The organism is Pseudoalteromonas sp. T1lg65, from assembly GCF_051930985.1.
GTDB lineage: Bacteria > Pseudomonadota > Gammaproteobacteria > Enterobacterales > Alteromonadaceae > Pseudoalteromonas.
Genome location: NZ_CP196837.1, coordinates 2,492,842 through 2,515,457, shown reverse-complemented (window position 1 = coordinate 2,515,457; position 22,616 = coordinate 2,492,842). Strand labels below are relative to the sequence as shown.

General features: G+C 42.9%; 15 protein-coding genes. 6 read left to right on the top strand and 9 right to left on the bottom strand.

What is annotated here, in order from left to right; genetic code table 11:
• Positions 1-83: 83 nt before the first annotated feature.
• The 3 genes from recC to recD are packed head-to-tail and all read left to right on the top strand — an operon-like array spanning position 84 to position 8,750.
• Positions 84-3,344: an exodeoxyribonuclease V subunit gamma gene (gene recC, locus ACSLBF_RS11020; protein WP_440053453.1), complete on the top strand. Its 3,261-nt coding sequence runs from the start codon at positions 84-86 to the stop codon at positions 3,342-3,344.
• Positions 3,331-6,867: an exodeoxyribonuclease V subunit beta gene (recB, locus tag ACSLBF_RS11015; protein WP_440053452.1), complete on the top strand. Its 3,537-nt coding sequence runs from the start codon at positions 3,331-3,333 to the stop codon at positions 6,865-6,867. The genes recC and recB overlap by 14 nt, the downstream gene beginning before the upstream one ends.
• Positions 6,864-8,750, top strand: a complete 1,887-nt coding sequence (gene recD, locus ACSLBF_RS11010) for an exodeoxyribonuclease V subunit alpha (RefSeq protein ID WP_440053451.1) — start codon at positions 6,864-6,866, stop codon at positions 8,748-8,750. The genes recB and recD overlap by 4 nt, the downstream gene beginning before the upstream one ends.
• 202 nt (positions 8,751-8,952) lie before the next feature.
• Here recD and ACSLBF_RS11005 read toward each other — a convergent pair whose 3' ends face one another.
• A complete protein-coding gene (locus ACSLBF_RS11005) occupies positions 8,953-11,139 on the bottom strand; it encodes a cation:dicarboxylate symporter family transporter (RefSeq protein WP_440053450.1) in 2,187 nt (728 codons plus the stop codon).
• Between the two features lie 71 nt (positions 11,140-11,210).
• Positions 11,211-11,696, bottom strand: a complete 486-nt coding sequence (locus tag ACSLBF_RS11000) for a malate synthase (RefSeq protein WP_440053449.1) — start codon at positions 11,694-11,696, stop codon at positions 11,211-11,213.
• 122 nt (positions 11,697-11,818) lie between these two features.
• Here ACSLBF_RS11000 and ACSLBF_RS10995 point away from each other — a divergent pair, with 122 nt between their 5' ends.
• Positions 11,819-13,297, top strand: coding sequence for a DUF3612 domain-containing protein (locus tag ACSLBF_RS10995; protein ID WP_440053448.1), 1,479 nt, complete (start codon positions 11,819-11,821; stop codon positions 13,295-13,297).
• Between the two features lie 792 nt (positions 13,298-14,089).
• On the opposite strand, the gene ACSLBF_RS10990 is transcribed toward ACSLBF_RS10995, so the two are convergent.
• On the bottom strand, positions 14,090-15,820 hold the full coding sequence (locus ACSLBF_RS10990; RefSeq protein ID WP_440053447.1) for an SUMF1/EgtB/PvdO family nonheme iron enzyme: 1,731 nt from the start codon (positions 15,818-15,820) through the stop codon (positions 14,090-14,092).
• A gap of 496 nt (positions 15,821-16,316) precedes the next feature.
• Between ACSLBF_RS10990 and ACSLBF_RS10985 the strand changes: the two genes are divergently transcribed.
• On the top strand, positions 16,317-16,526 hold the full coding sequence (locus tag ACSLBF_RS10985; RefSeq protein WP_440053446.1) for a hypothetical protein: 210 nt from the start codon (positions 16,317-16,319) through the stop codon (positions 16,524-16,526).
• Between the two features lie 172 nt (positions 16,527-16,698).
• Here the strand turns inward: ACSLBF_RS10985 and ACSLBF_RS10980 are convergent, their stop codons facing one another.
• Positions 16,699-17,055, bottom strand: a complete 357-nt coding sequence (locus tag ACSLBF_RS10980; protein WP_440053445.1) for a cupin domain-containing protein — start codon at positions 17,053-17,055, stop codon at positions 16,699-16,701.
• A gap of 343 nt (positions 17,056-17,398) precedes the next feature.
• On the opposite strand from ACSLBF_RS10980, the gene ACSLBF_RS10975 reads away from it, so the two are divergent.
• Positions 17,399-18,496, top strand: coding sequence for an ISAs1 family transposase (locus ACSLBF_RS10975; RefSeq protein WP_440053444.1), 1,098 nt, complete (start codon positions 17,399-17,401; stop codon positions 18,494-18,496).
• A gap of 22 nt (positions 18,497-18,518) precedes the next feature.
• Here ACSLBF_RS10975 and ACSLBF_RS10970 read toward each other — a convergent pair whose 3' ends face one another.
• The 5 genes from ACSLBF_RS10970 to ACSLBF_RS10950 all read right to left on the bottom strand — a co-directional run bounded on the left by ACSLBF_RS10970 (position 18,519) and on the right by ACSLBF_RS10950 (position 22,371).
• Complete coding sequence (locus tag ACSLBF_RS10970; protein WP_440053443.1) at positions 18,519-18,809, bottom strand: winged helix-turn-helix domain-containing protein; 291 nt, start codon at positions 18,807-18,809, stop codon at positions 18,519-18,521.
• Positions 18,737-19,123 (bottom strand): response regulator, encoded by a 387-nt coding sequence (locus ACSLBF_RS10965; protein WP_440053442.1) that lies wholly within the window; start codon positions 19,121-19,123, stop codon positions 18,737-18,739. Before ACSLBF_RS10965 ends, ACSLBF_RS10970 begins: the two co-directional genes overlap by 73 nt.
• Before the next feature lie 265 nt (positions 19,124-19,388).
• A complete protein-coding gene (locus ACSLBF_RS10960; RefSeq protein WP_440053441.1) occupies positions 19,389-20,816 on the bottom strand; it encodes a flavin monoamine oxidase family protein in 1,428 nt (475 codons plus the stop codon).
• A gap of 153 nt (positions 20,817-20,969) precedes the next feature.
• Positions 20,970-21,533 carry a GNAT family N-acetyltransferase gene (locus ACSLBF_RS10955; RefSeq protein ID WP_440053440.1) on the bottom strand — a complete coding sequence of 188 codons (564 nt, stop codon included), beginning with the start codon at positions 21,531-21,533 and terminating at the stop codon, positions 20,970-20,972.
• A gap of 394 nt (positions 21,534-21,927) precedes the next feature.
• On the bottom strand, positions 21,928-22,371 hold the full coding sequence (locus ACSLBF_RS10950) for a hypothetical protein (RefSeq protein ID WP_440053439.1): 444 nt from the start codon (positions 22,369-22,371) through the stop codon (positions 21,928-21,930).
• Positions 22,372-22,616: the final 245 nt, after the last annotated feature.

Genomic DNA, 22,616 nt, shown 5'->3' with positions numbered 1-22,616 from the left:
TATCACCATCTGGTATTGCAACTATCTCTCGAGTGTAGTTTCAGATACACTTTAGCAAGCAGTTTTAATGCTTGGCAGACAACATGTTACACATCATTCAGTCCAACAGAATGGAAATCTTACAGGCGCAACTTGGTAGTTTAATCAAGTCAGCGCCGTTAACTAATCCTTTTGCTAATGAGGTCATCTTGGTGCAATCTCCGGGTATGTCCGAATGGCTTAAACTTGGCTTAAGTCGAGATATCGGTGTTAGTGCGCAAATTGAGTTTCCGTTACCTTCTAGTTTTATTTGGCGTTTATATCAAACCTTCTTACCTGACGTTCCGCGCGAATCTGCATTTAACAAACCAAATATGACTTGGAAGTTATTTAATTTACTCCCTAGCTGTTTTAGTGATCTCCGCTATCAGGCATTAGCAAACTATTTAGGTGAGGATCCTAGTGGCATTAAACAGTTTGCTTTGTGTGAAAAAATAGCGGATGTATTTGACCAATATCTGATGTACAGGCCACATTGGTTGGCGCAATGGGAAAATGATCAAGATGTATTAGATGATGTTGATGTGATCAACCTAGCACCTTGGCAGCCTGACTTATGGAGGAAATTAGTCGGTTATACCGAGCAGTTGGGACAAAGTGCATACCACCGTGCAAACATGCATGAACAACTTTTGCAGGCGCTGAGCGAGGCTAAGACAAGTCAACTTCCCGAGCGTATTTGTATTTTTGGTTTGTCAGCGATAGCCAACAGTCAGCTAGAAATTTTCCAAGCATTAGCACAGAAAACCAATGTTATGCTGTTTTTTTTCAACCCCAGTGAACATTATTGGGGAGATATTGTAGATGAAAAAACTCAAGCGAAAATCATAGCTAGGTATGCCAAAAAGCCCGAAATTGAAGCTCAGCAAGGGGAATATTTTTATGTCGGGAACCCTTTATTATCTTCTTGGGGAAAGCTGGGCAGAGACTATTTCGAGCAATTGTTGCAATTGGATGCCAGTTGGATAGATGGCTTTGATCCGAATTTTGACACATGCGTGTTGCACCAAGTACAGCAAGAAATTTATCAGTTAGCCTTTAAAGGTGAAACGTTATGTGCGGACACCCAGTGGTTTGTGTCGGATGAAGGTAAACTGCCAATCGAACCTAGTGACCGTAGTATCAGTTTTCAAGATTGTCACACACCGCTGCGAGAAGTAGAGCGACTACATGATTACTTACTCAGCTTATTTGACGAGAATCCTTCACTGACACCAAAAGATGTGATCGTCATGATGCCCGACGTGGGGGTGTATTCTCCGTTTATTAAAGCGGTGTTTGATAGTGCTGAATCTCATCTCCACATTCCTTATGCCATTTCTGATTTGGCAATTGATCAAGAGCGTCCAATTTTAAATTCGTTTGTTACTTTGGTTGAGCTACCCACTAATCGATTTTGTGTTTCTGAGATTTTAGATTTACTTGGTGTGACTGCGATATCACAGCAATTTGGCATAGAGCCACAAGATTTTGACTTAATCCGCTATTGGCTAGAGAGGGTGAGCGTAAAGTGGGGCATAAATGATGCCCACAAGAGCGAATACGGATTACCGAAGATTTCCCTCAATACTTGGCAACATGGTTTAAATAGGTTGCTGCTAGGTGTTGCTACAGGCGATGAACAAGTAAGTTTTGCTGATGTTTATGCCGCTGATGAAGTCGAAGGCATGGCAGTCGCTTTACTAAATAAGTTGGTGAGCTTTTTTGACGCATTAATGACACTAAAATCTGCGCTATCAGAATCACGTGATTTGCGACAATACGCGGAGATTCTGAAGCAAGCCATTGCCACTTTTTATCACCCAGAGTCAGAACAGAGTTGGGATCTGTTAAAGCTTGGTCACATTATCGAAGGTTTGGAAAAGCATTACGATAATCAAGATATGCTTGCACCAATTTCTGCCAAAGTACTTGCGTATTTAGTGAAACAGGGTGTAAGAGAAAAAGGTGTAGGGCAGCGCTTTTTGGCTGGTGCAGTGAACTTTTGTACCCTGATGCCAATGCGTGCAATCCCATTCAAAGTAGTCTGTATGTTGGGTTTAAATGACGCCGATTATCCGCGCACCGTGCAGCCTATTGGGTTTGATCTTGTGGCACATTCAATCAGACAAAAAGGGGACCGTTCAAGAAAGCTTGATGACCGTTATTTATTTTTAGAAGCGTTACTAAGTGCGCGAAATTTTTTATATATCAGCTACATTGGACGCTCTTGCTTTAACAATGAAGCGCAAGTACCGTCGGTATTGGTTAGTGAGCTTGTGGAATATCTAGAGCGTAGTTTTTATATTGAGGGCGTACCAGAGCAATCTGTGATGGCGCAACTAAAACAGCAATTGCCATTACAGCCGTTTAATCCTGCTCATTATACTTCAGGACAACTACAAAGTTTCAACTCAACTTGGTTGTGGAACACAGATCATACCGTTGCTGAGCCAACCAATGCCTTGTCATTAGAAACGCAGTCAGAACTTGAATTAACTGACTTGATCCGCGGGATCACCGCACCGCAACGCATGTATTTTCAACAAGTTTTGGGGGTTAAGCTAAAACCTATCGCAGAAATCAGTGTTGACGAAGAACCCTTCGCACTTGATCCATTAAGCCGTTATCAATACTTGGATGAGGTGCTTCTAACGCAACTCGGTGAGCAACCTCTTAACGATGAACAAATTCTGCAAAGAGGTTCGTTGCCCCAAGCGAATATTGGTAAGTTACAGCTTACAGGGTTAATACAACGTGTGTCTCCAATGGTTGATGTGTTAACGCCCATATTAGTAGAGAAAAAGCAGCCTGTAGAAGTCGCCTTCACAATTAATGAACAACGCGTAGTCGGTTGGTTGGATAGCTTATATCAACAGCGGCAAGTGTTTTATCGAACAGCCAGCATCAAAGCAAAAGATTTGCTACATGGTTATGTTATGCATTGTGTTGCAAATATAGTGGAGCAGCACCTAACCACGGAAGTGGTGGGGCTCGACCAACAAGTCACGTTTGAACCTATCTCGGTGGCGGATGCACAGCAGCGATTAGTCGTTTGGTTAGATTTCTATCAGCATGCTCGAGCGCAGCCACAGCCTTTTTTCCCGACCAGTAGTTTTGAATATGCAAAGACTCAGGACTTTAACAAGGCACTGGCAAAATTTGCCGGTGGTCAATATGTCGGCCGAGGCGATGGTGAAGATCCGTATGTACAACTGTGCTTTAGTGAATTAAGTGCCCATCAGCAGGCATTTATCGAATTGAGTGAGCAACTAGCACAACCGATTTTGGAACTTGCTAAGGAGCGCCGTCATGCAGATGCTTAATCCGGTCACTATGCCATTAGCCGGGCAAAGCCTTATTGAAGCCAGTGCAGGAACAGGAAAAACCTACACTATTACAGGGTTATATTTGCGGTACCTATTGGGTCTCAGAGAGCATGGAATTGAAGCTGAGCCGCTGAGTGTCGAGCAGATCCTCGTTGTAACCTTCACCGAAGCCGCGACGCAAGAAATCAAAGACCGGGTTCGCAACCGTATTATTGACGCTCGCGACAGCTTGTTGGGCAGTGCAGACAGTGATCCATTAATTGCCAACGTGTTAGCGCAAGTAAATGATAAAAAACGTGCGTTTGACCTGCTAGACGCAGCGGCAAAGTCCATGGATGAAGCGGCAATTTTCACTATTCATGGTTTTTGTCAGAGAATGCTAAAGCAACATGCTTTTGAATCAAAAGTCGCATTTAACCTTGAATTTATCTTGGATGAAAGTGAACTGGTTGATGCTGCTATTGCCGATCACTGGCGTCGCTTTGTTTATCCACTGGATTTAGAAAAAACGCAGGCGGTGTTAGAGCAGTTTGCAACGCCGTATTCCTTAGCCAAACAAATTAAACCGTTACTTGCAAAAGAGAATGCGCTGATCACCCCGCAGGTTGAGTTAGAAACCGTATTTGCAGCGCGCGATAAATACCAACAACTGGCCGTTTGGTTAAAGCAGCAAGTTTTGGCACGAGATTATCTCAATGTGTTAAAAAATGCTGGGTTAATGGGCAACCGAACGCCCGGCAGAAAAGGCAATCTACAAGCGCTGGAAGACTATTGTTATAGCGATGACTGGTGGTTTGAATTTGGTACCAGTAAACACTCCTTTGCGGTATGGGGAAGTGCTAACTTATCCGATCCTAAAAACTACAAAAAAACCGCGACGCCTCTTGAACATGAATTGATCCGTCACTTTGATACCTTAGCCGAGTTACACCAGCAAGTAAGCACAGGGCTTTCTATCGCGCTAATACAACAGGCGGTTATTCAAGTACGTCAACTGTTGAAAACACACAAAGAAGAATATGGGCTTATTTCTCCAGATGACCTGTTAAAACAGTTGTTTGCAGCACTGAGTGCAGAGCATGGCGAGGTTTTGAGTGAAAAAATAGCAGCGCAATTTCCCGTGGCGATGATTGACGAATTTCAAGACACAGATCCGATCCAATACGGCATATTTAGTAGTATTTACCGTCACAATCATACCGCACTAACGATGATAGGTGACCCTAAGCAGGCCATTTATGGTTTTCGTGGTGCCGATATTTTCACTTATATCAATGCCAAAAAGGCGGTCGCGCAGGATGCTCAGTACACCCTTGCAACTAACTTTCGCTCAGATAGCGATGTGGTTGCGGCGGTCAACTGCTTATTTACCCGCCACTCAAATAGCTTTATTTATAATCAAGATATTCCGTTTGTGTCTGTTGCGGCAAATGGCAAAGCAGAACAACAACGATTTTATTTAGCAGGTGAAAGACCAGAAGCACTTAAGTTTACCGTGTTAGAACCAACGGATGTGATGCTGAATAAGAGTTCTGCCAATGCTTTATTAAGCGAAATTTTTGCCAAAAAAATTGTGCAGTTACTGAATCAAGGTAAGCAAAAGCGCGCGTGTATCGGAGAAACGTCTGTCCAGCCCGCTGACGTATGTGTGCTGGTCAGAGATCGCATGGAAGCAGGTTTAATGAAACGAGCGCTCAATAAAGTTGGTGTTTCGAGTGTTTATCTCGCACGCGATAGTGTCTTTACGCAGCCACTTGCACTGGCGTTGTATCAATTATTGGATGTATTACATAGCAGTTACGACGAGGCAGCACTGCGTGGTGTGCTGGCAGGGCCGTTGTTTTCGTTGTCACACCAGCAGCTGTATGAACTGCAATTTGATGAAGAAAAATGGCAAGGGTATTTGCATCTGTTTAGTGAACTTAGGCAACTTTGGTATCGTTCAGGCGCGATGGCAATGCTAGAGAAGCTATTAATAGCGAGCAATTTGCCAGCAAAATGGCAAGGTTTGGGTGTCGAAGTCGCGCGTTGGCTAACTGACTATCGCCATGTTGCTGAATTACTGCAACATAAGCAAATGGAATTAGATGGTACGCAAAGGGTACTTAGGTGGTATCTCACCCAGCTAAATAATCACCAACAAGACAGCAGTCAAATTCGCTTAGAAAGTGATGCTGACTTGGTGAAAATTGTCACTATGCATGCTTCTAAAGGGCTTGAATATCCCATTGTCTATATGCCATTTGCAATGACTTATCGTGAATCTAGCAGTGCTATGTATCATCATGGTGATGTGCAACATATTGATTTAACAAAAAGCGATGCAGCGCTGGAAAAATCAGAGCAAGAGCGCCTAGCAGAAGACATTCGCTTACTCTATGTCGCACTGACTCGCGCCATCCATTACTGTGAATTGGGCATGTACGATGTTGCACTTGGCCGTAGCAAAAAGTTGGGATTACATAAAACTGCCTTAGGCTTTGTACTATTTGCAGATAAAGAATTTGAATCGCCAAATGAATGGCGTAGCGAGTTAAAACAGCTTAGTGACAGCCATGATTATTTAGCTTTTGAATTAGTAGACCCACAACGCCAAAGTGACGAGTGTTTTTCCAGTGGCGCGACAGATACGGTACAGAGCCTTTCGGTTCGTGACTTCAAGGGCAATATTGAACGACATTGGCGCACTACCAGCTTTAGCCAACTGAGTTACCACGCGCATCATGGAGATAAGCCAGCTGGTGCGGTAGATGAAAACCACCTGCTGGATTTACCCTCGCAGGCGCAACCAGTGGCCCAAAACGCTTATAGCTTTCCCAAGGGCGCTAAACCCGGAAGCTGTTTACATGAAATATTCGAATTGATTGATTTTACTGATCCCCACTCACCTCAAGGCGATGACAAGGTACCATTACCAGAAGCTGTGGCAAAAAGCTTAGAGAAATTTGCAATTGATGAGGCATGGCAAGATGCCGTTGAAACTTGGATCCAAGCCAGTCTGAATACCACGTTGAGTGATAACACGGGGTTGCAGCTAGGTAGACTCACTCAAGACAAGTGTATTGTGGAGATGGAGTTTTATTTGCCGTTAAAATCGCTCAGTGCAGTTAGGTTAAATAAAGTGGTTTCAGACATCACCGGACAACCATCGCATTTAAGTTTTGAGCAAGTACAAGGCATGCTTAAAGGGTTCATTGACCTTATATTTGAGTGGCAAGATAAGTTTTATGTGCTTGATTACAAGTCTAATTATTTAGGTGATCGTGCCACGGATTATAGTCCAGATAATTTGTTCAGCGCGATGTCTTCTCATCAATACCATCTACAGTACATGATTTATACGGTGGCGCTTCATCGCTTGTTACGTCATCGACTTCCCAATTATCAGCCAGAATTGCACCTAGGCGGCGCGTATTATCTATTTCTCCGTGCATTGCCAGATGGGCAGGGCGTGTACTTCAATCGACTGTCAATTGAGCAATTACAACAATTAGATGCACTGTTTGAGGAGCCCAAATGAGCCAGCTAAGCATGGATTTTGAGCATATTGATCATGATGTGTTTATTGCCGAATTACTAAAGCATGGCCGAATTGGTAAAGCGGATCTTGCCCTTGCACAGCTGCTTAATCAGCAGACTGCCAAAGAAGGGTTGTATTTGATTTTACTGCTGTTGATCAGCCATGCACGTCAGCATAGTTGTTTAGATTTGGCCGAGATTGATTGGCGGGATCCTTTTGAGCTCGGGTATTTGCTTGACAGCTCAGAACTGCCGCTTTCACCTTTTTCAATTGATTTTGACGCGCAGCAGGTGCTGAACGAACATCCAGCCGTAGGCTATGATAAGCCGCTGAGATTGTTTGATAATCGTCTATATTTGGCACGATTAGCCGAATACGAAGCTGCGTTGGCTCAGCGTTTTCTATCATTGGCAGCACAACCGGTCGTGGTAGAAACTGACCAGCTATCAGCATTGTTGGCAGAATATTTCGAGGCTTCTGCTAATGGTGTTGATTGGCAAAAAGTCGCTTGTGCATTGGCGGCAATTAAGCGGTTCTGTGTGATCACTGGTGGACCTGGAACCGGCAAGACCACCACGGTGACAAAGCTGCTGGCAATTTTGCAGTCCTTGTATCAAACGGCACCACTGACCATAAAGTTGGTTGCCCCAACCGGAAAAGCCGCAGCTCGTTTAAGCGAATCAATCATCGGTGCAAAATCTCGACTCCAGTTACCTGATGAATTGGCATGCTTGATCCCAGAGCAAGCACAAACAATCCACCGGTTACTTGGCGTTATTCCTCATAGCCATCATTACCAGCATCACCAACACAACCCACTACACCTAGACTTGCTGGTGGTTGATGAAGCATCCATGGTCGATTTATCGCTTATGGCAAAGTTGGTCGATGCCATGCCTGCGCATGCGCGCTTGATTTTACTCGGGGATAAAGATCAGCTGGCATCAGTAGACACAGGAAACGTGTTAAGTGATTTATGTGAAGGGTTGAAACTTGGTCAAGATCCAAGTTATAGCAACGCATTGGTTGAACGATTAAATCAGTTGTGTCGACAAAATGTATCAGCACAGCAAGTAGCTGAAGACGGTTTTTTATTGGATGACAATATTGCATTTTTACAACATAGCCACCGATTTGACAGTCAAAGTGGCATTGGACAACTCGCCTTTGCTGTTAATGCTAATGATAGAGCTCGTCTAACTCAGGTGCTCAGCGCTGGTTATTCTGATCTCAGCATTTATGAACTCAATAATGAATCTTACAATGCGTTGATAGAGCGTGCTGCAATTAAATACCAAGACTATTTACTGGCAATTAAAAACGCCCGTACAGAATCAGAAGTACACCAGCTTTTTTCTGGTTATCAATTATTAGCGGCAGTGCGAGAGGGACCTTATGGCGTTAATGAGCTTAATCGTCGAATAGAAATTAAGCTCAGTCAGATGGGGCTTATACAGCCGGTAGGGCGCTTTTATCTGGGCATGCCAATTATGATCACCCAGAATGATTATCAGTTGAAATTATTTAACGGCGACATCGGAATTATTTTGGCAGATGAAAATGCGGAATTAAGAGCGACGTTTATTGATGAACAGGGAACAGTAAGACGGTTTTATCCGGCAAGACTACCAAACTTTGACAGAGTATATGCGATGACTATTCATAAATCTCAAGGCTCAGAGTTTGCCCACACCGCTATGATATTACCGCCATTACAGCGAGCTCAGCAGGGTATAAACCGTCAGCTAATTTACACCGGGATCACCCGTGCTAAGTCGCACTTTGAACTGTTAGTGCAGCACCAAGTTTTGTTGCGAGGAATGCAGCGCTCAGTCAGTCGAAGCAGTGGGCTAAGATCTCGACTTAAACACAGAAATGACTAAACGACACATGAATTTTTTGTTAATGGCTTGTTTTATTTTATGGTTGAGCTAATGTTACTGCGAGCTTGATTGCTAGCTCGCCCAGTGAGTAGACTTGCCGCCAGTTAAGAGCTGGCGGCCTTTTCGGGAAATCCCCACTGGCTAACTTGTGCTGAAATTTAAAAATTCCACTTGTTGTGTAAATTCAATTAATCATGTTTTGTTAAAAGCTAAGCTTATGCATCAACTCTATTGGCTTGATATTCAGCTCGTCCATTAGTGACCAGCGCGTTTGTTTTTGCACACTGCCTTTACCTAAAATCCAGTAGTTGTAAGTTCTATCGATCTCCCCATTGGTTTGCTGGATGCTTAGCCAAGTGTTGACATAACTCAACAGGTCTAAATTATGTTTAGCGGTGGCAAAACCGACAGGGTACCTCAAGCTGGCTTGCTCTGGTACTACAACACCAAACTCGGGATAAAACATGCTCCAAGCAAATCCGGCTTCAGCACTTATTACCAGCGCATCGTATTGCTCGGGATTGTTAAAGTATTGCTGCAGATTTGCCAGTTGTGTGATTTCAACTTGCGGATTTTGTTGGGCTAGTTGCTTTAAAATGGGGGCATATTCGACATGAGCAAGCTGCAGGTTTTTTCTGGATAACAGAGCAGCCTTATTGGCTAAATGTCTGACCTGATGGTCCTTCGCCAATAATGCGAGTTGTAGCTCCAATACCTTGTTGCTAAAACGTAATTTTTCTAAATCTCGGACATTAATCTCAAGTCCAGACATCGCGATATCAAAGTATCCTTTGTTTAAATATTGCGTCAGTTGCGGCCGTTTGAACGGAATAAATTCGACTTCGACGCCCAGATCGGCGGCAAGTCTATGGGCAAGACTGACGTCAAACCCAACGAGTTCTTGATTTTGATTGAAATAACTAAATGGCACGTTATCAACTAAATAGCCAACGCGAAGTAAATTACGCCTTTTAATTACATCCACGTTGGTCAATGATAACTCTCCCGATTGGTAGGCTTTTGGTACATAACTCAGCACATGCGCGGGCACTTTGTCTGTTACAACCATATTGGCAATTGCTTCACTGGCGGGTTTGGTTTGCTGTGCCAGATAGCTCGTTGCAGTGAAACTCACTAGCATAAAAGCCGGCAGCAACCCTGTTAACAACGACAAGTAGTAAATTGAACGTACACGTTTTAAGTGCAACTGACGTTTATTGATAAAGATACAGATCAGCACGAACGCGAAAATGTAGACTACTGTTGTCGGTGACACTACTTTGGCGGTCAGCACAGACATAGACAAGTATATTTGATAGGTATCAGCGGGGACTCGTAAGGTGTCTAACAAATAGGGGATAGCTATATGAACGTTAGCAAAATAGCTGAGCATCGCCGATAACGATAATTGTGGGATTTGCTCAAGTGCTATGGGTTTACCTGTTAACCATGCTGCAAAGGTCACAAAGATAAGTGTGGTCAGTTTACCTAAACTTGGGAAGGTATAGGCAATGGGCACCAACACTTCGGCAATGTGATCTGAACTTTCATCGCTTTGTTTGATTTGTTTTAAGTGTGCTTTTATTCCTTCAGTGATGACGGGAAGCACGATAAACACGTTACCGGTACTAAATGCGGTGATCCATGCGTTGCGCATGACCATGATTAAGTCACGGTATTTTACCGGAGTGAGCGCAGCGACAGCCATAGGTAATAGCACCAACATCAAATAAATACCCACGCACAGCACGACCACCCAATATACTTGTAAGTTGGTGAGTTCTTCACCGCTCATGGTGCCTGCGGTACTAGCAGTCATAGCAAAAATACCGATCGGGAAAATCGCCACGATTTTTTTTGAAATAACCGAGAGACCCTGACCGACGACTTCTAGTACATCTAATAATCGATTTTTCTGTTGATTGGAGATGAGCGCCATACCTAGCGCGATACAAAAAATAACGAGTGCTGGTACGTTACCTTCAGCCATGGAAGCAAATGGGTTAGCCGGAATATACTGTTTGATAAAGTCAATTTCTGGGCGATTCGCGACTAATGCTGGCGAGAAAAACGTACCAGCGTCATGGTCAGGCAGCGTCAAAATAAAGCACCAAATAACTGCAAGTCCCACACTCCAAATGGCGACCATAACCAGGGCTGCTTTGGCTAAGATATTTTTGACCTGATCAGGATGAAACTTACCCAAGCCAACAATTAAACTCACCACAATATAAGGCAGAATGGTGATTTGCATTAAGTTGACGAAACCGCTGCCAATGGGCTTTAAAAATGACACCCGTTCACCAAAAACGAGTCCAGTGGCAATACCTAAAATCAGGGCCCATAGCATCCAATTCATATTTTTTAAAAAGCTAAGCAACTTTGTCATAGACTCTTTTGTGAAAAAGGGCGGAATTATAAAAAGCTTAGCTTAAAACTCCCTGAACACAGGGAGTGAGTTTAAAGTTGGTAGTCCTGCCCATCTTTGCTGCGATAGCAAACTTGTCCTTTTGGCTGTTGCACGCCGTGATAAAAACTCATCCACAGCTTTTGTAATTGTGTGTTTGTGGTTTTTCCAAGTACCGAAGAAAGCGGAGTTTCTACCAATATATCTTCGATATGCGCGCTATCAAATTGTCCTTGGTCTCCGGCTCGGTTAAATGAAAGCTCGATATGAAACCCATCTGGCTTTTGTAACAAAATCGCTTCTGGATTTTCTTTATGTCCACACAGAGCAACAAACTGTGCGCTTTGTTGTAGCCCACAATGCTCACCATTTTCAAAAAATGCCAGTAGATGGTGAAAGTAAACAACATAGTCAGTCACATTTTGATGTGAACCAAACTCCAGCGGGCAGTGTTGGTCAAGATACTGTTTTGCTAAAGTCGACTGCTGTTGTCTGCAATGGTGCTGCAAAGGAATTTGTGGTTGGATTTGCGCTGTCATAATAGAGTCCTCACTCGCCTTGTTGAACTGGTTGTTTTGTGTACGCTTTGAGTGTAAGTTAAAAAGTATAAAAATTTCACAGAAAAAATTTCACACTGTGAATTTCACAAGAAGGGGCCCAAATGGCGAAGACAACCAGCCTGATCCGCAAGTCACATTTTTTGGGGACTAAGATCCGTAATTTACGTAAGCGTAATCACTTAACCTTAGAAGACTTGTCAGCACGATGTGTTAAACAAGACCCTGCCAGCGCGCCTTCAGTCTCTTACTTGTCGATGATTGAGCGAGGTCAGCGCACGCCCAGTGAAGCAATGTTAGATAATTTTGCTGTGGTGTTTCAAAAGCCAGTTTCGTGGTTTCTGGACAGCCAGCCAGGTAGTCCTGAAATCACACCCGACAAAGGAAGCTCTGGCGGATTGGTTGGTATGGCACTAGAGCCTAACTTTCTATTTAGTAAGGATATATTGCAAATAGCTATCCCTGAGATGTTATCGCAAGCTGGGATAAGTGGCCGACAATTTGCACACTTATTGATCCGCGCACATCAAGAGCATCATCAAAACCATTTTCCTGATTTAGAAAGAGCAGCAGATGAAGTGGGTGGTAAAAATCTTTACTTATCGGTGGACGAGTTGATGCAAATCCTTACCGATAAAGGTCGTAGCATAGAATGGTTTGATAACACCACAGTGCCAGATTCAAAAATGGTAACTTCCTATTTTCAAGCGCCAAAAACGGTTTTTCTCAATCGAGAGTTACGAGCACATCCGGCCAGATTAAAATACGATTTAGCGGTGCATATTGGTCATGCCGTTTTACATAACGCCGAGGGACTTGAATGTGTGCTCACTACTGGGGAGGAGCGGCATAATGACACCTCAGTAGATCATGACGCACCTAACTCACAAGATATACTAGGCGCGTGGCAGGATTTTGAATCAAGTTTTTTTGCCGGTGCATTATTATGTCCAAAAGCACCATTTCGCCAATTGTTAGAAAGTCGCGGTTATGATACTCGTATACATGAGTCGTTGGGGATCTCTGCGTCTGTTGCGATGCGCAGAATGACGGCGGTATCACCATATCCGCACTGGCATTATTTCGACGCATATCAAGCGGGTAAATTAAAAGCAGTATACCGTGGCAATGGTATTCCCCTGCCATGGGGCAATATGCGCAGCGTCGCAGATCCTTGTCAGCACTGGGCTGTATTTCGTAAGTTCCATGACGACAGCAAAGCGGCGAGTGCCCAATTATCGATTTTAAACGTTAATGGCAAACCCAGACTGTATTGTTGTGAGTCAGTGAAAGTGTTTGATGTTGCTAATAAAGCTCGGGTGTTATGTGCAGGGCTCGATTTAAACCCTGCTATACAAGCTCAAGGTCTTGATGCGGAAAGCTTAATAGGAGAGTTACAACAAGCTTGTATAACCCATGGTGGCGCAAGTGTTGTTCCATATCACATGAAAACGCAGTTGCTTAGAGTTGCCAGAATCTTAAATATCCAATGGGTTGAGCGCGGCTTAGCAGGAACAGTAAGAGTCATCTGTACCCGAGGAAAAAGCTGCCCGCGTAAACCAGCTTGTTACAGTCATACCTAGGAGTAAAGTAATTAAACTGAATCAGTCTAAGCTTGAGCAGTGAGCTTGATTGGCTTGTTAGCCACCATTTGCGGAAAAACCATATTTTAAAAATAAAGCTGCTATCCAGAATAAAGCAAAACTGCACCAATACACCGTCTTATGCTTTGAGAATTGATTTGCGCCATTGCTTTTAAGCAAGGTGATCAATTTAGCCTTGTCGTCGAGAAGAAGTGTTAAAATCATAAAGAGTAAGACTAAATTAACTATCGGTGTCCCTTGCCAGTCTAAAGAAATCGGAATAACGGTAATTCACAAATGCATAGGCAATAGCATGATTGTTCCCACGAATCGTAATCTAGGGAAAAACAAGATAAACCCAACGACGACTTGAGACAGGGCAATGAAGTAACCAAATAATGCGAGATTATGTTTTGCGAGTTCCTGAATCAACCACACAGGGCCTATGATATTGGGGAAGCCTTGAAAGAGCTTACTAAGGCCCGCAGAGAAATAAATCATGGATTTGTATCTGACCGTAACGGAAGGTAAAGCAGAGGAACTTTGAGCCAGACACAGGGCAAATGGTAGTGGGTGTCTGCGTTAACGTGTGATATAAATACAGTTATAAGCATAAAAACTAGACAGCCTCTCCTCGCAGCCCATTACGGTCTATCTGATGGAGTCCAAACCTATTCATCGAAACTCTAAAAGCATACCGACTTTCCCGTTAGTGATATACCCAATAGCTCACTGAAGTATATGCGGGAACTAATGGGTGTTTGTTTTTTTGAAGCCATAGGGTGTAACTGGCTAAGGTTTTTGTGATACAGGCTTAAACTCTACCCATGCTAACCCCCAGCGATCAAAGCTTTCTCGCAATACACTAAGTTCTAACATCTGTTTTCCCTGCTCTAAATAGACGGTGTGACGATTGGAATTTTGATCATCAATTTCACTGTCGTAGTTAATATCACCGAGATGTTTGTTATCTTGCCATAAGCTAAAGAATCGCCCGGTTTGAAACGAGTTTCCTCGGTAATTCACAGCGTACCAACCTGCCTTGGTCACATTGACGGAGAATGTGATAGACACCTTCGTTTTGTCGGTATTTTTGTTGGTTTTGAAAATCAAATAGCGAGCAGGGCGCTGATCATTTTTGGGAATATAAAACAGTGTCGCATTGGTTAACTCAGAGACGTGCTGTACGTCTAACCTGCCCGGAATGGGCAACGCTGAATCAATTTCAGGTATCACGACTGGCTTGCTGGGTAAGCTTTGTTGGCTATTCGCAACTGAAACAATTCTAAAGCTTTGTCCAGGTTCGATATTTTCAAGGGAATACTCATTGAGTGATGCATCAATTTCCGCAACGGGAGCATAGTGCTTGCGATAGTATCCACCTAGTAAATGAGCTTTTGACTTAGTTGAGCCGTAAATTATGTATTTACTGAGTTTGGTATCTTTTACAGGCTGCCAGCGAAGCTTATAAGCCGCGTCAGCGGCTTTTATCAGTTGTATTTTGGTGACGGAAGGCAAAAGTTCAGGACGGTTGGCTTTTCTGTGTGATTGGGCGTCCTTAAGCATTTGCTCAAACTTGATTGTTGAAGGATGTTGAGTTTGAGCATGGCCATTTTTTGCTAAGCGAAACCCAACGGATGGTGATACATTCCAACCTTCTAAAGCCACTCTGCCTCGACTCGACAATGCTTGTGAAGGGTAATGCCAAGTACCGCCACCTCTTGTGGTGATCATTTTACAAGCATCAGCTGAACTTGGCTTTGCTTGGTAATAGCCTTGTTCGTTGTAGCAGCTACTGGTATAAGAAACCACATTCCCTAGCATGTCATACAAGCCAAAAGGGTTTGGTCTATAAAGCCCAACGATTGAGCTATAAGCTTCACCGTCATCGCAATTTTGGTATTCAATAAATCCCACGTTGCTGTAACCATAGAGCATGTTATTTGTATGCTCGCCAGTTTGATCTGCAAAGTTGCCATATTCGCAGGCTTGAGTCCGCCAAGGATCATCGCCCCAAAAGTAAGTGCTATCCGTTCCGCCTTTAGCTGCATATTCCCATTCAATTTCATTGGCTAAACGATATTGCTGCCCAGTTTTTTCACTTAACCAATTGGCATAAGCATTGGCATCTTGCCACGTAATGCAGGCAACTGGTTGATAGTCGCTATAGGTAAAGCGATGTTTGTCCCAGCGACCACTACCTGTATGAGTTGGACCTCGCAGACCTTCATTGTCTATATAATCATTACAGGTGAACTCCCGCTCAAAACCGCTTTCTTCGGCAAAATACCTAAACTCAGCAACGGTAATGTGGTATTTACTTAGTTGAAACTGAGAAATCGTTTCAACCGGACGAGAGAAAGTTCCATCGGCTGCAATGGCAGGTGTGGCCATGATGAATTGTCCGCTGGGCACATTTACCATCGGGGGAACGATATAGTCATATTGGCGAGCGGTTGCTTCTGAATAACAGCTTGGCAAAACGAATAAGGCAGAAATAACGAGACGACTGGTTTTAAACACAATTGACACTCCTAGCAAATTTTTTTGCCAAGCTATGCCATGTTCTAACCGTCGTCTTATTAAAGTGCTATTAATAATCTATTAAAAAAATTAAAAGCAAATAAAACAATGCTTTAGGTTGTTTTTTTGGGTAGGGGTTAGTTTAGTTGAGATCCATCAATAGCGTGCTAGTTCTGGATTTATATGACAAGGAATTTGAAAAAAGATGTGATATAAGCTTTTTACCAAGCCCATAATTATTATTTTGCAAATGAGTCGCAGCTAATTACTTTATCCATTTTAAAAAACGGATCTCAGATATAGCCAAGCGACTACTCTGGCCGAATCTGGGTTTTCAGCTTTTTTTCACCTTTAGGTAAAGAAAAAGTCACAAGCGTGTTTTTTATTATAAATATTACTATTTTTTATAATGCCTTTTATGCCATTGCAGGTTAGACAGGTAGCGTGCTTTGATATCAACACCTCAATTAAGAGGATAAAAAAAGGAAATTAAAAAATGAAATTAAAGTTGAACAAATCAAATATCAAAAACTTGTCTCAGAACGCTCGTATACCTTCTAATGCGACTCCCGCTATCGGTGGTGGTTGGAACTTAGACAATACACCCACTAAATACATACAGACTTGCGGTAGGTTTACATTAGATTGGCAGTATTCGTGTGGTATCGGTGGTGATGCTGAGATGACCTGTTCAGAACCCGCATAAGGTTGTATGCAAGTATAAGATGAAGCACCTTTTGGGCTTCTTCTTATACTTGTTTCTCGCTGATTCTCACTCAGTTGGTTGAGCTTTAGTTACTTCTAAGTTGCTAGACGCAGCGAATATCAACCGTAGACAAACAATCAGAGATTGAAGTATAAAAACTTGGCTTTTTTACTCAGCGAGTCACTTCTCGAGGATCTGTTGACTCAGAGTGTAGCGATTTTCCTGGAGTAAAATAAACAAATTTACACCCTTCTGGTGCTGCGGGTTTATGCCAAATACCCTTAGGTATTACAAAACAGCAGCCTGCGCTGACAGAAACCTTTGATGGTTCTGGGCCATCGAGTAGTAACACCTCGAATTCTCCTTCAATAATATAAAAAAACTCATCAGTATCAGGATGCATTTCCCAGACTGGAGACTCGCCAGTGATATCACAACTACCAAAATGATTACCATTGAATTCACTGAGGGTTAGGAAAGTGCCTTCCGAGTGCTTGGATAGCTCGTTAAGAATATTAAATACTTCCATTTATTGTCTCTAAATTATTAAATGCCAATCAAACTGCTGCAAAACAAACTTGAAAGGTCAACACGCTCTAGTTAAAAAATCAGTAAGATACTGAATTATTAATTGATTTTTACATTGTAGGAAAACCATGGAATATTTTAGCTTATAATTTTGTCAAATTAATGAGCGAGTGGTTTAATACCTAAATGAAGTACATTATGCATAAAAGGTGCAATGCAGTTTCACTGTGTTGACACCTCTGGTATCTGCTAGCACGGCGGGATCGCACTTTGTAAAAAGGCTTTAACACCCGCCTCTTTTCTGATCTAATAACGCCCAAATTATCACTATCTACTTGTTAACTATGTCGTTATTTAGCCACCTTGAACTTGTTGAAGATAAGCATTCTTCCATTAATCAACATCATGATCTTGTTGATGTTTTGTTTCTTATCTTCTCGGCAGTTTTATCCGGTTGTGAAGGCTGGAAAGATATCGAGGTTTTCGGGCACAGTAAACTGCCGTGGCTCAGGCAGTTCAGAGCATTTAAACACGGTATTCCAACGCGACATAGCATTGCACGTATTCTTAAAGCAGTGGAGACTGATTCGTTGGTTTTGGCCTTGTTCAGTTGGGTCAACGAGCAACGGTCTCAGTCAGGTAAGCCAATCATTGCGTTTGATGGCAAAACCTTGCGCGGTGCCAGTAAGAAACGTGAGGATAACTTACACTTGGTGTCCGCTTTTGACTGTGAGTCTGGTTTAACTTTGTATCAGCGTACAGTAGAAAGTAAATCCAATGAAATACCGGCAGTTAGGGCCTTATTAGATGTGCTCGATATTTCAGATTCTATCATCACATTAGATGCGTTACATTGTCAGAAAGCGACACTCTCAGTACTGATTTCAAGAGAGGCTGACTATTTGGTTCAAGTCAAAGCAAATCTAAAAACTCTTTATAAAGCAGTTGCTTCATATTTTGAAGCAGCCTTTGAACAAGAGGAGAATTTGCCTGAAGATGTACAAGTCAGCAGTGGTCATGGACGTCAGGAAACACGCATTACTTATGCTCTGAGAGCAGACAAACTGCCTGAAGAAATAAAAGAAAAATGGCCTAGGCTTACTTCGCTAGTCGCAGTAGAAAGACACAGTAAGTCTGGTTCAACAACAAAAATAGACACGCACTTCTATGTCACTTCAGTCGAGCCAGATGCACAGATGTTACAAAAAGCCATCCGCCATCATTGGCACATAGAGAACCAGCAGCATTGGGTGTTGGATGTCGTGTTTAAGGAAGATACTTGCCTGATCAGTGAGCCAATTTCGGCGGAAAATATGGCGCTGTTCAGACGGGTAGTTCGCAATCTAGTAAAACAGCACACAGGCCGTAAAGATTCGATACGTGGCAAGTGTGTTCGGGCCAGTTTTGACGATGAATTCAGGGCCGAGCTTATCTTCGGTTAATGGTCGTTAACGAAGTATGCTCTCACCCTGGTAGTCGACTGATCTGGACATCCACAACATTTGTTTGGGGGTCAAAGTTATAGTCCCAAACGTTTCCAAGTAACATGGTACGGGTGACCAGCTGGCCTTTATGTCTTAGTAGATATTCAAGCAGTTTGAACTCTTTTGATTGAAGTTTGATCTCTATGTCGGAGCGTATGACTTTTTGAGTAACTAGGTCTAGTGTTAAATTCTTGTGTTTCAGTTTATGACTGAGTTTTTTGGTAGATTGACTTCGCCTGACCAATGCCAGTAAACGCGCGTGAAGCTCCACATAAGCAAATGGTTTGCTAGATAATCATCCGCTCCCGAAGAGAAGCCTTCAATTTTACTTTCAACTTCATTAAGTGCACTGAGTACAAGTATTGGAACCAGACTTTCTTTTTCTCGAATACTTTTAATTATACTGACGCCATCAATATTAGGTAGCATACGGTCGATAATCAGTACGTCGAAATCTTGTGTCTGAGCCATAAAAAGCCCTTCCGTACCGTCAAAGGCTTGCTGAGTAACATGCCCTGATTCTTGTAGTGCATTTGCGATGTAGTCAGAAAGTTCTCGTTCGTCCTCTATTATCAGTACTTTCATTTAATCCCGTGCATCCGTGTGAAACTATTCTAAATACCAACAATAGCAAACATCCCATTTTAGGAACATTACCATCAATTAATATTTATTAATTTTTGGCTAACGCAGGTGAGCCCTTCTGGAAGGAAGGCGTTTTTTCATTGTAGAAAGAAGTGAACAGGTTTAATTTCTTACTCGTCTTAGAGGTATAATTAAACCCAGGCTTGGTTAGGTAAATGTAAAACTATTATCCAAACCTGAGGTTAACAGTTGGCCGTAACTGAGGTTAGTTAAACTCTGCCAAAGCTTTTTGGTTGAGCGCTGTAATTACCTCTGCCGCGGCTCGATAACCTGATGTGATGGCCCCTTCCATATATCCAGTCCAAATAGTGGCGAGTTCTGTACCGCAAAAGTAAATTGAACCATGAGGCTTTTGCAGACTATCTTTGAACTTTGTTAGTTTGCCGATGTGTAGAGGAGATTCGCAACCGCTTTGGTAGGGAACCTGCTGCCAATCAGTTTCTACGTAGTCTTGCGCTTCAAACGCTTGCTCGCCAAAGAGTTCACTGAGTACACGTAGAATTCTATCCCGGCGTGCGCTGAGTGATAGCGCTCGCATCGCGTCGCTACTATTGACGAATACAGTTAAGACTCCCGCTTCGCCACTTTCACGCGTACCATCGAAGGTACTCGCCAGTACTTCATTTGGAATGAATGATATTCCGCTTAAACCTTGCTCCCGCCAAAAGGGACGAGAATACAGTACATGGGCCTTAATACTTCCGTGACTGGTGTTCCATTGCTCGACTGCTGAGTTTTTTTCTGGCGGTAGGGCAGGAGAAAAATCAATATTCTTTAGTAGGGTGGGTGTCATCGCAAAAATAACACTTTGGCACAGAATGAGCTGGCCACTTTGACATTCCACCAGACAAAACTCACCATGGTCTTCTACTTTGGTTACCGCATCAAATTGGATGTGTGACTCTAGCTGTTTTTGTAGCGCTAAACTAATCGATTGCGCCCCTTCAACGATAAGGCTGTCTTGTGCGCCACCAGAAAGTATTTCAAGTTGTTCAATACTGCCAGCACTTCTGATGTAGTGCAGTAAATACAAAAACGAAATCTCAGTGATAGGTGCCGCTAAAAAGGATTGCACAGAGTAGTCTAACTCTTGCACCGCGTCGGTTGAGTAGTTTTGACTCAACATCCAATCTTGTACTGTCTGGTTGTCCCAATTGTGTGCTTCAACCGCCAACCATGGTGATCCTAGTGGCAGGCTAGACGCTAGTCGGTTTAGTTCCGCGCGTAATGTATTAAGCTCCTGTTGTAATTGTGGAGGCTGTTCACCTTGGGTGATTGTTTCGCCTTCTTGTGGTGTGATGAATGTCGACAGGCCGAGCTCTTTGAGCAGCGATTGCAAATGGATGTGAGTAGCGCCCACCCATTGTGCACCACCATCCACTGTATGACGTTGGCCATTATTGGCCGTTAGTTGTTGATTGACAGTTCTACCACCGACACGGTTTTTCGCTTCGAGCAGTTTAAATTGATAATGCTTGTCGTCGAACAACTGTTTTGCGGCAGCAAGCCCCGATAATCCCGCACCGACGATAACAACGTCAGTCATGTCGGTTATTTTATTGAAAGCAGCATGAGCAAGTTGTTGTTTTGCCAGAGTCGTTACATTTCGTTGTGGTCCACTTACTTTTTCCATGGGTCTCTCCTTTATTAAGTTCCCAATCATTTGTGTATTTGATTTTGGAACAGCATAGAACTGAAAAACGCATTTAACTATGCGTTTATTGTCAGGGAGTGTGGTGAATTGTGAGTGGCTGTTGCAAAGTGTGGAACACAGCTCTTTTGTTCTTTACACTGGCGAATTAAGCCATTGTTGCCGGGTAATTTTGTATAGGCAGTGTTCCTTTAAGTCACTAGAGGCGGGCACATCAGGGTGCTCAAATGTCGTGCTGCTGTCACACATATTGAGTCTTTCCATTACGGCTCTAGAGTTGAAATTATTGATTACTGCAAAAGATACAATTTCATCTAACGCTAATTGTTCAAAGCCAACTTTAAGCGCTGCTTTTGCCGCTTCTGTGGCATAGCCATATCCCCAGTATGGCTTAGCAAGTCGCCATAGAATTTCTACGCAAGGAGATGCAGGGAGATCTGCCGTTGGAACATGCAATCCAACAATCCCGATAAACTCACCAGTTTTAATCAGTTCGACAGCCCATACTCCCCAACCATGTTGAGCGAGTAATGACTGGCACTTATTGGCGATTGCGTCGCTTTCAGCACGGTTTAAAGTATTCGGAAAGAACTCCATCACCGCAGGATCTGCGGACATTAGTGCGAATGCGTCTCGGTCTTTTGCCGTCCATTGTCGAAGTTGTAGGCGATCTGTTCTTGGTTCGATCATTTTATTCATATGGACTTATTCCTTAGAGTTTTAGTCATCACTGAAGGTGAAAATTTGTTTTATTGCATCAGTAGCATCGCGATGCACGTTAGCTTTTACTATGAGCACAAAGTTTCATGACTGTCTTTGATAATACCCGACGGGTCTGTAAATGCTGCGTAAAGGCACCTTGAAACATGAAGATGTGGTGAGAGTTAATTTTATGCTTTAACGCATGTTTTGTGCTTCAGCAATTTCCAAATCGAGATGGTTCAAGTAGAAATCTTTTTGACTCAAGGTGGTCGTTAACGACGAGTAATATTGACGGATATTCCATTTAAGTGTCATTTCCTTGTTTCACACCAGCGGTAATTATTGAAGGGCGGGGATTTAAGGCAACCATTTGGTTACCTTACTATTTAATTTAGTTGCCAAGGGTTTTGCTTAATTTTTCTTGATCAACATAAGTCGCATAATTAGACAAGGCTTGCATTGTTTCTTGGTTAGACATTAACTCTTGCATGGCAGCTTGACCGACTAACTCAAAAGCTTTCTGGATTGCTAAGGGGTCAGCTTGATGTGCAGCGACTAACTCTTTAGGGCAATCTTCCGTAAGGATTTTTGTAATTAGCTTTCCTACGTATTTGTCGCTTTCATTGATTGTGTTAGCAGAAGCACTCATAAAATCTTTGATTTCTGGATGGGCACCCATCCCAAAATAAATCCATTTGGCTAGGTTCTTCCTTTCTTTTCCGTTTAAGCTGTCGACTAAACAGCTTCCTAATTGTTGTGTTGGGGTGTTGGCTGTGGCGCTAGAGTATGAAAATAACCCCATCAATAAGACAAACACTTTAAAAACGTTACGCATTATTACTCCATTGATTAGTAGATGATTGAATAGTTTGCTCAGTAACACGGAAGCACAGGCAGTGAAACCAATATGTACCTTATTTTTGCACGCTAAAGTTGGGCTGTAAATCAGCATCGGTGTTAATTTGGGGGGATTTATACCTTGAAAAGGTAGACTTTGATAAGGGTTCCATCTTACATATTACGGCGAGTTTACTTGAGTGTAAGACGATGGCTTGGTGCAAAATATCATGGGAAGGTACG

Coding starts and splice junctions, on each gene's coding strand:
- recC (WP_440053453.1), top strand. CDS start 84: ATGTTACACATCATTCAGTCCAACAGAATGGAAATCTTACAGGCGCAA.
- recB (WP_440053452.1), top strand. CDS start 3,331: ATGCAGATGCTTAATCCGGTCACTATGCCATTAGCCGGGCAAAGCCTT.
- recD (WP_440053451.1), top strand. CDS start 6,864: ATGAGCCAGCTAAGCATGGATTTTGAGCATATTGATCATGATGTGTTT.
- ACSLBF_RS11005 (WP_440053450.1), bottom strand. CDS start 11,139: ATGACAAAGTTGCTTAGCTTTTTAAAAAATATGAATTGGATGCTATGG.
- ACSLBF_RS11000 (WP_440053449.1), bottom strand. CDS start 11,696: ATGACAGCGCAAATCCAACCACAAATTCCTTTGCAGCACCATTGCAGA.
- ACSLBF_RS10995 (WP_440053448.1), top strand. CDS start 11,819: ATGGCGAAGACAACCAGCCTGATCCGCAAGTCACATTTTTTGGGGACT.
- ACSLBF_RS10985 (WP_440053446.1), top strand. CDS start 16,317: ATGAAATTAAAGTTGAACAAATCAAATATCAAAAACTTGTCTCAGAAC.
- ACSLBF_RS10980 (WP_440053445.1), bottom strand. CDS start 17,055: ATGGAAGTATTTAATATTCTTAACGAGCTATCCAAGCACTCGGAAGGC.
- ACSLBF_RS10975 (WP_440053444.1), top strand. CDS start 17,399: ATGTCGTTATTTAGCCACCTTGAACTTGTTGAAGATAAGCATTCTTCC.
- ACSLBF_RS10965 (WP_440053442.1), bottom strand. CDS start 19,123: ATGAAAGTACTGATAATAGAGGACGAACGAGAACTTTCTGACTACATC.
- ACSLBF_RS10960 (WP_440053441.1), bottom strand. CDS start 20,816: ATGGAAAAAGTAAGTGGACCACAACGAAATGTAACGACTCTGGCAAAA.
- ACSLBF_RS10955 (WP_440053440.1), bottom strand. CDS start 21,533: ATGAATAAAATGATCGAACCAAGAACAGATCGCCTACAACTTCGACAA.
- ACSLBF_RS10950 (WP_440053439.1), bottom strand. CDS start 22,371: ATGCGTAACGTTTTTAAAGTGTTTGTCTTATTGATGGGGTTATTTTCA.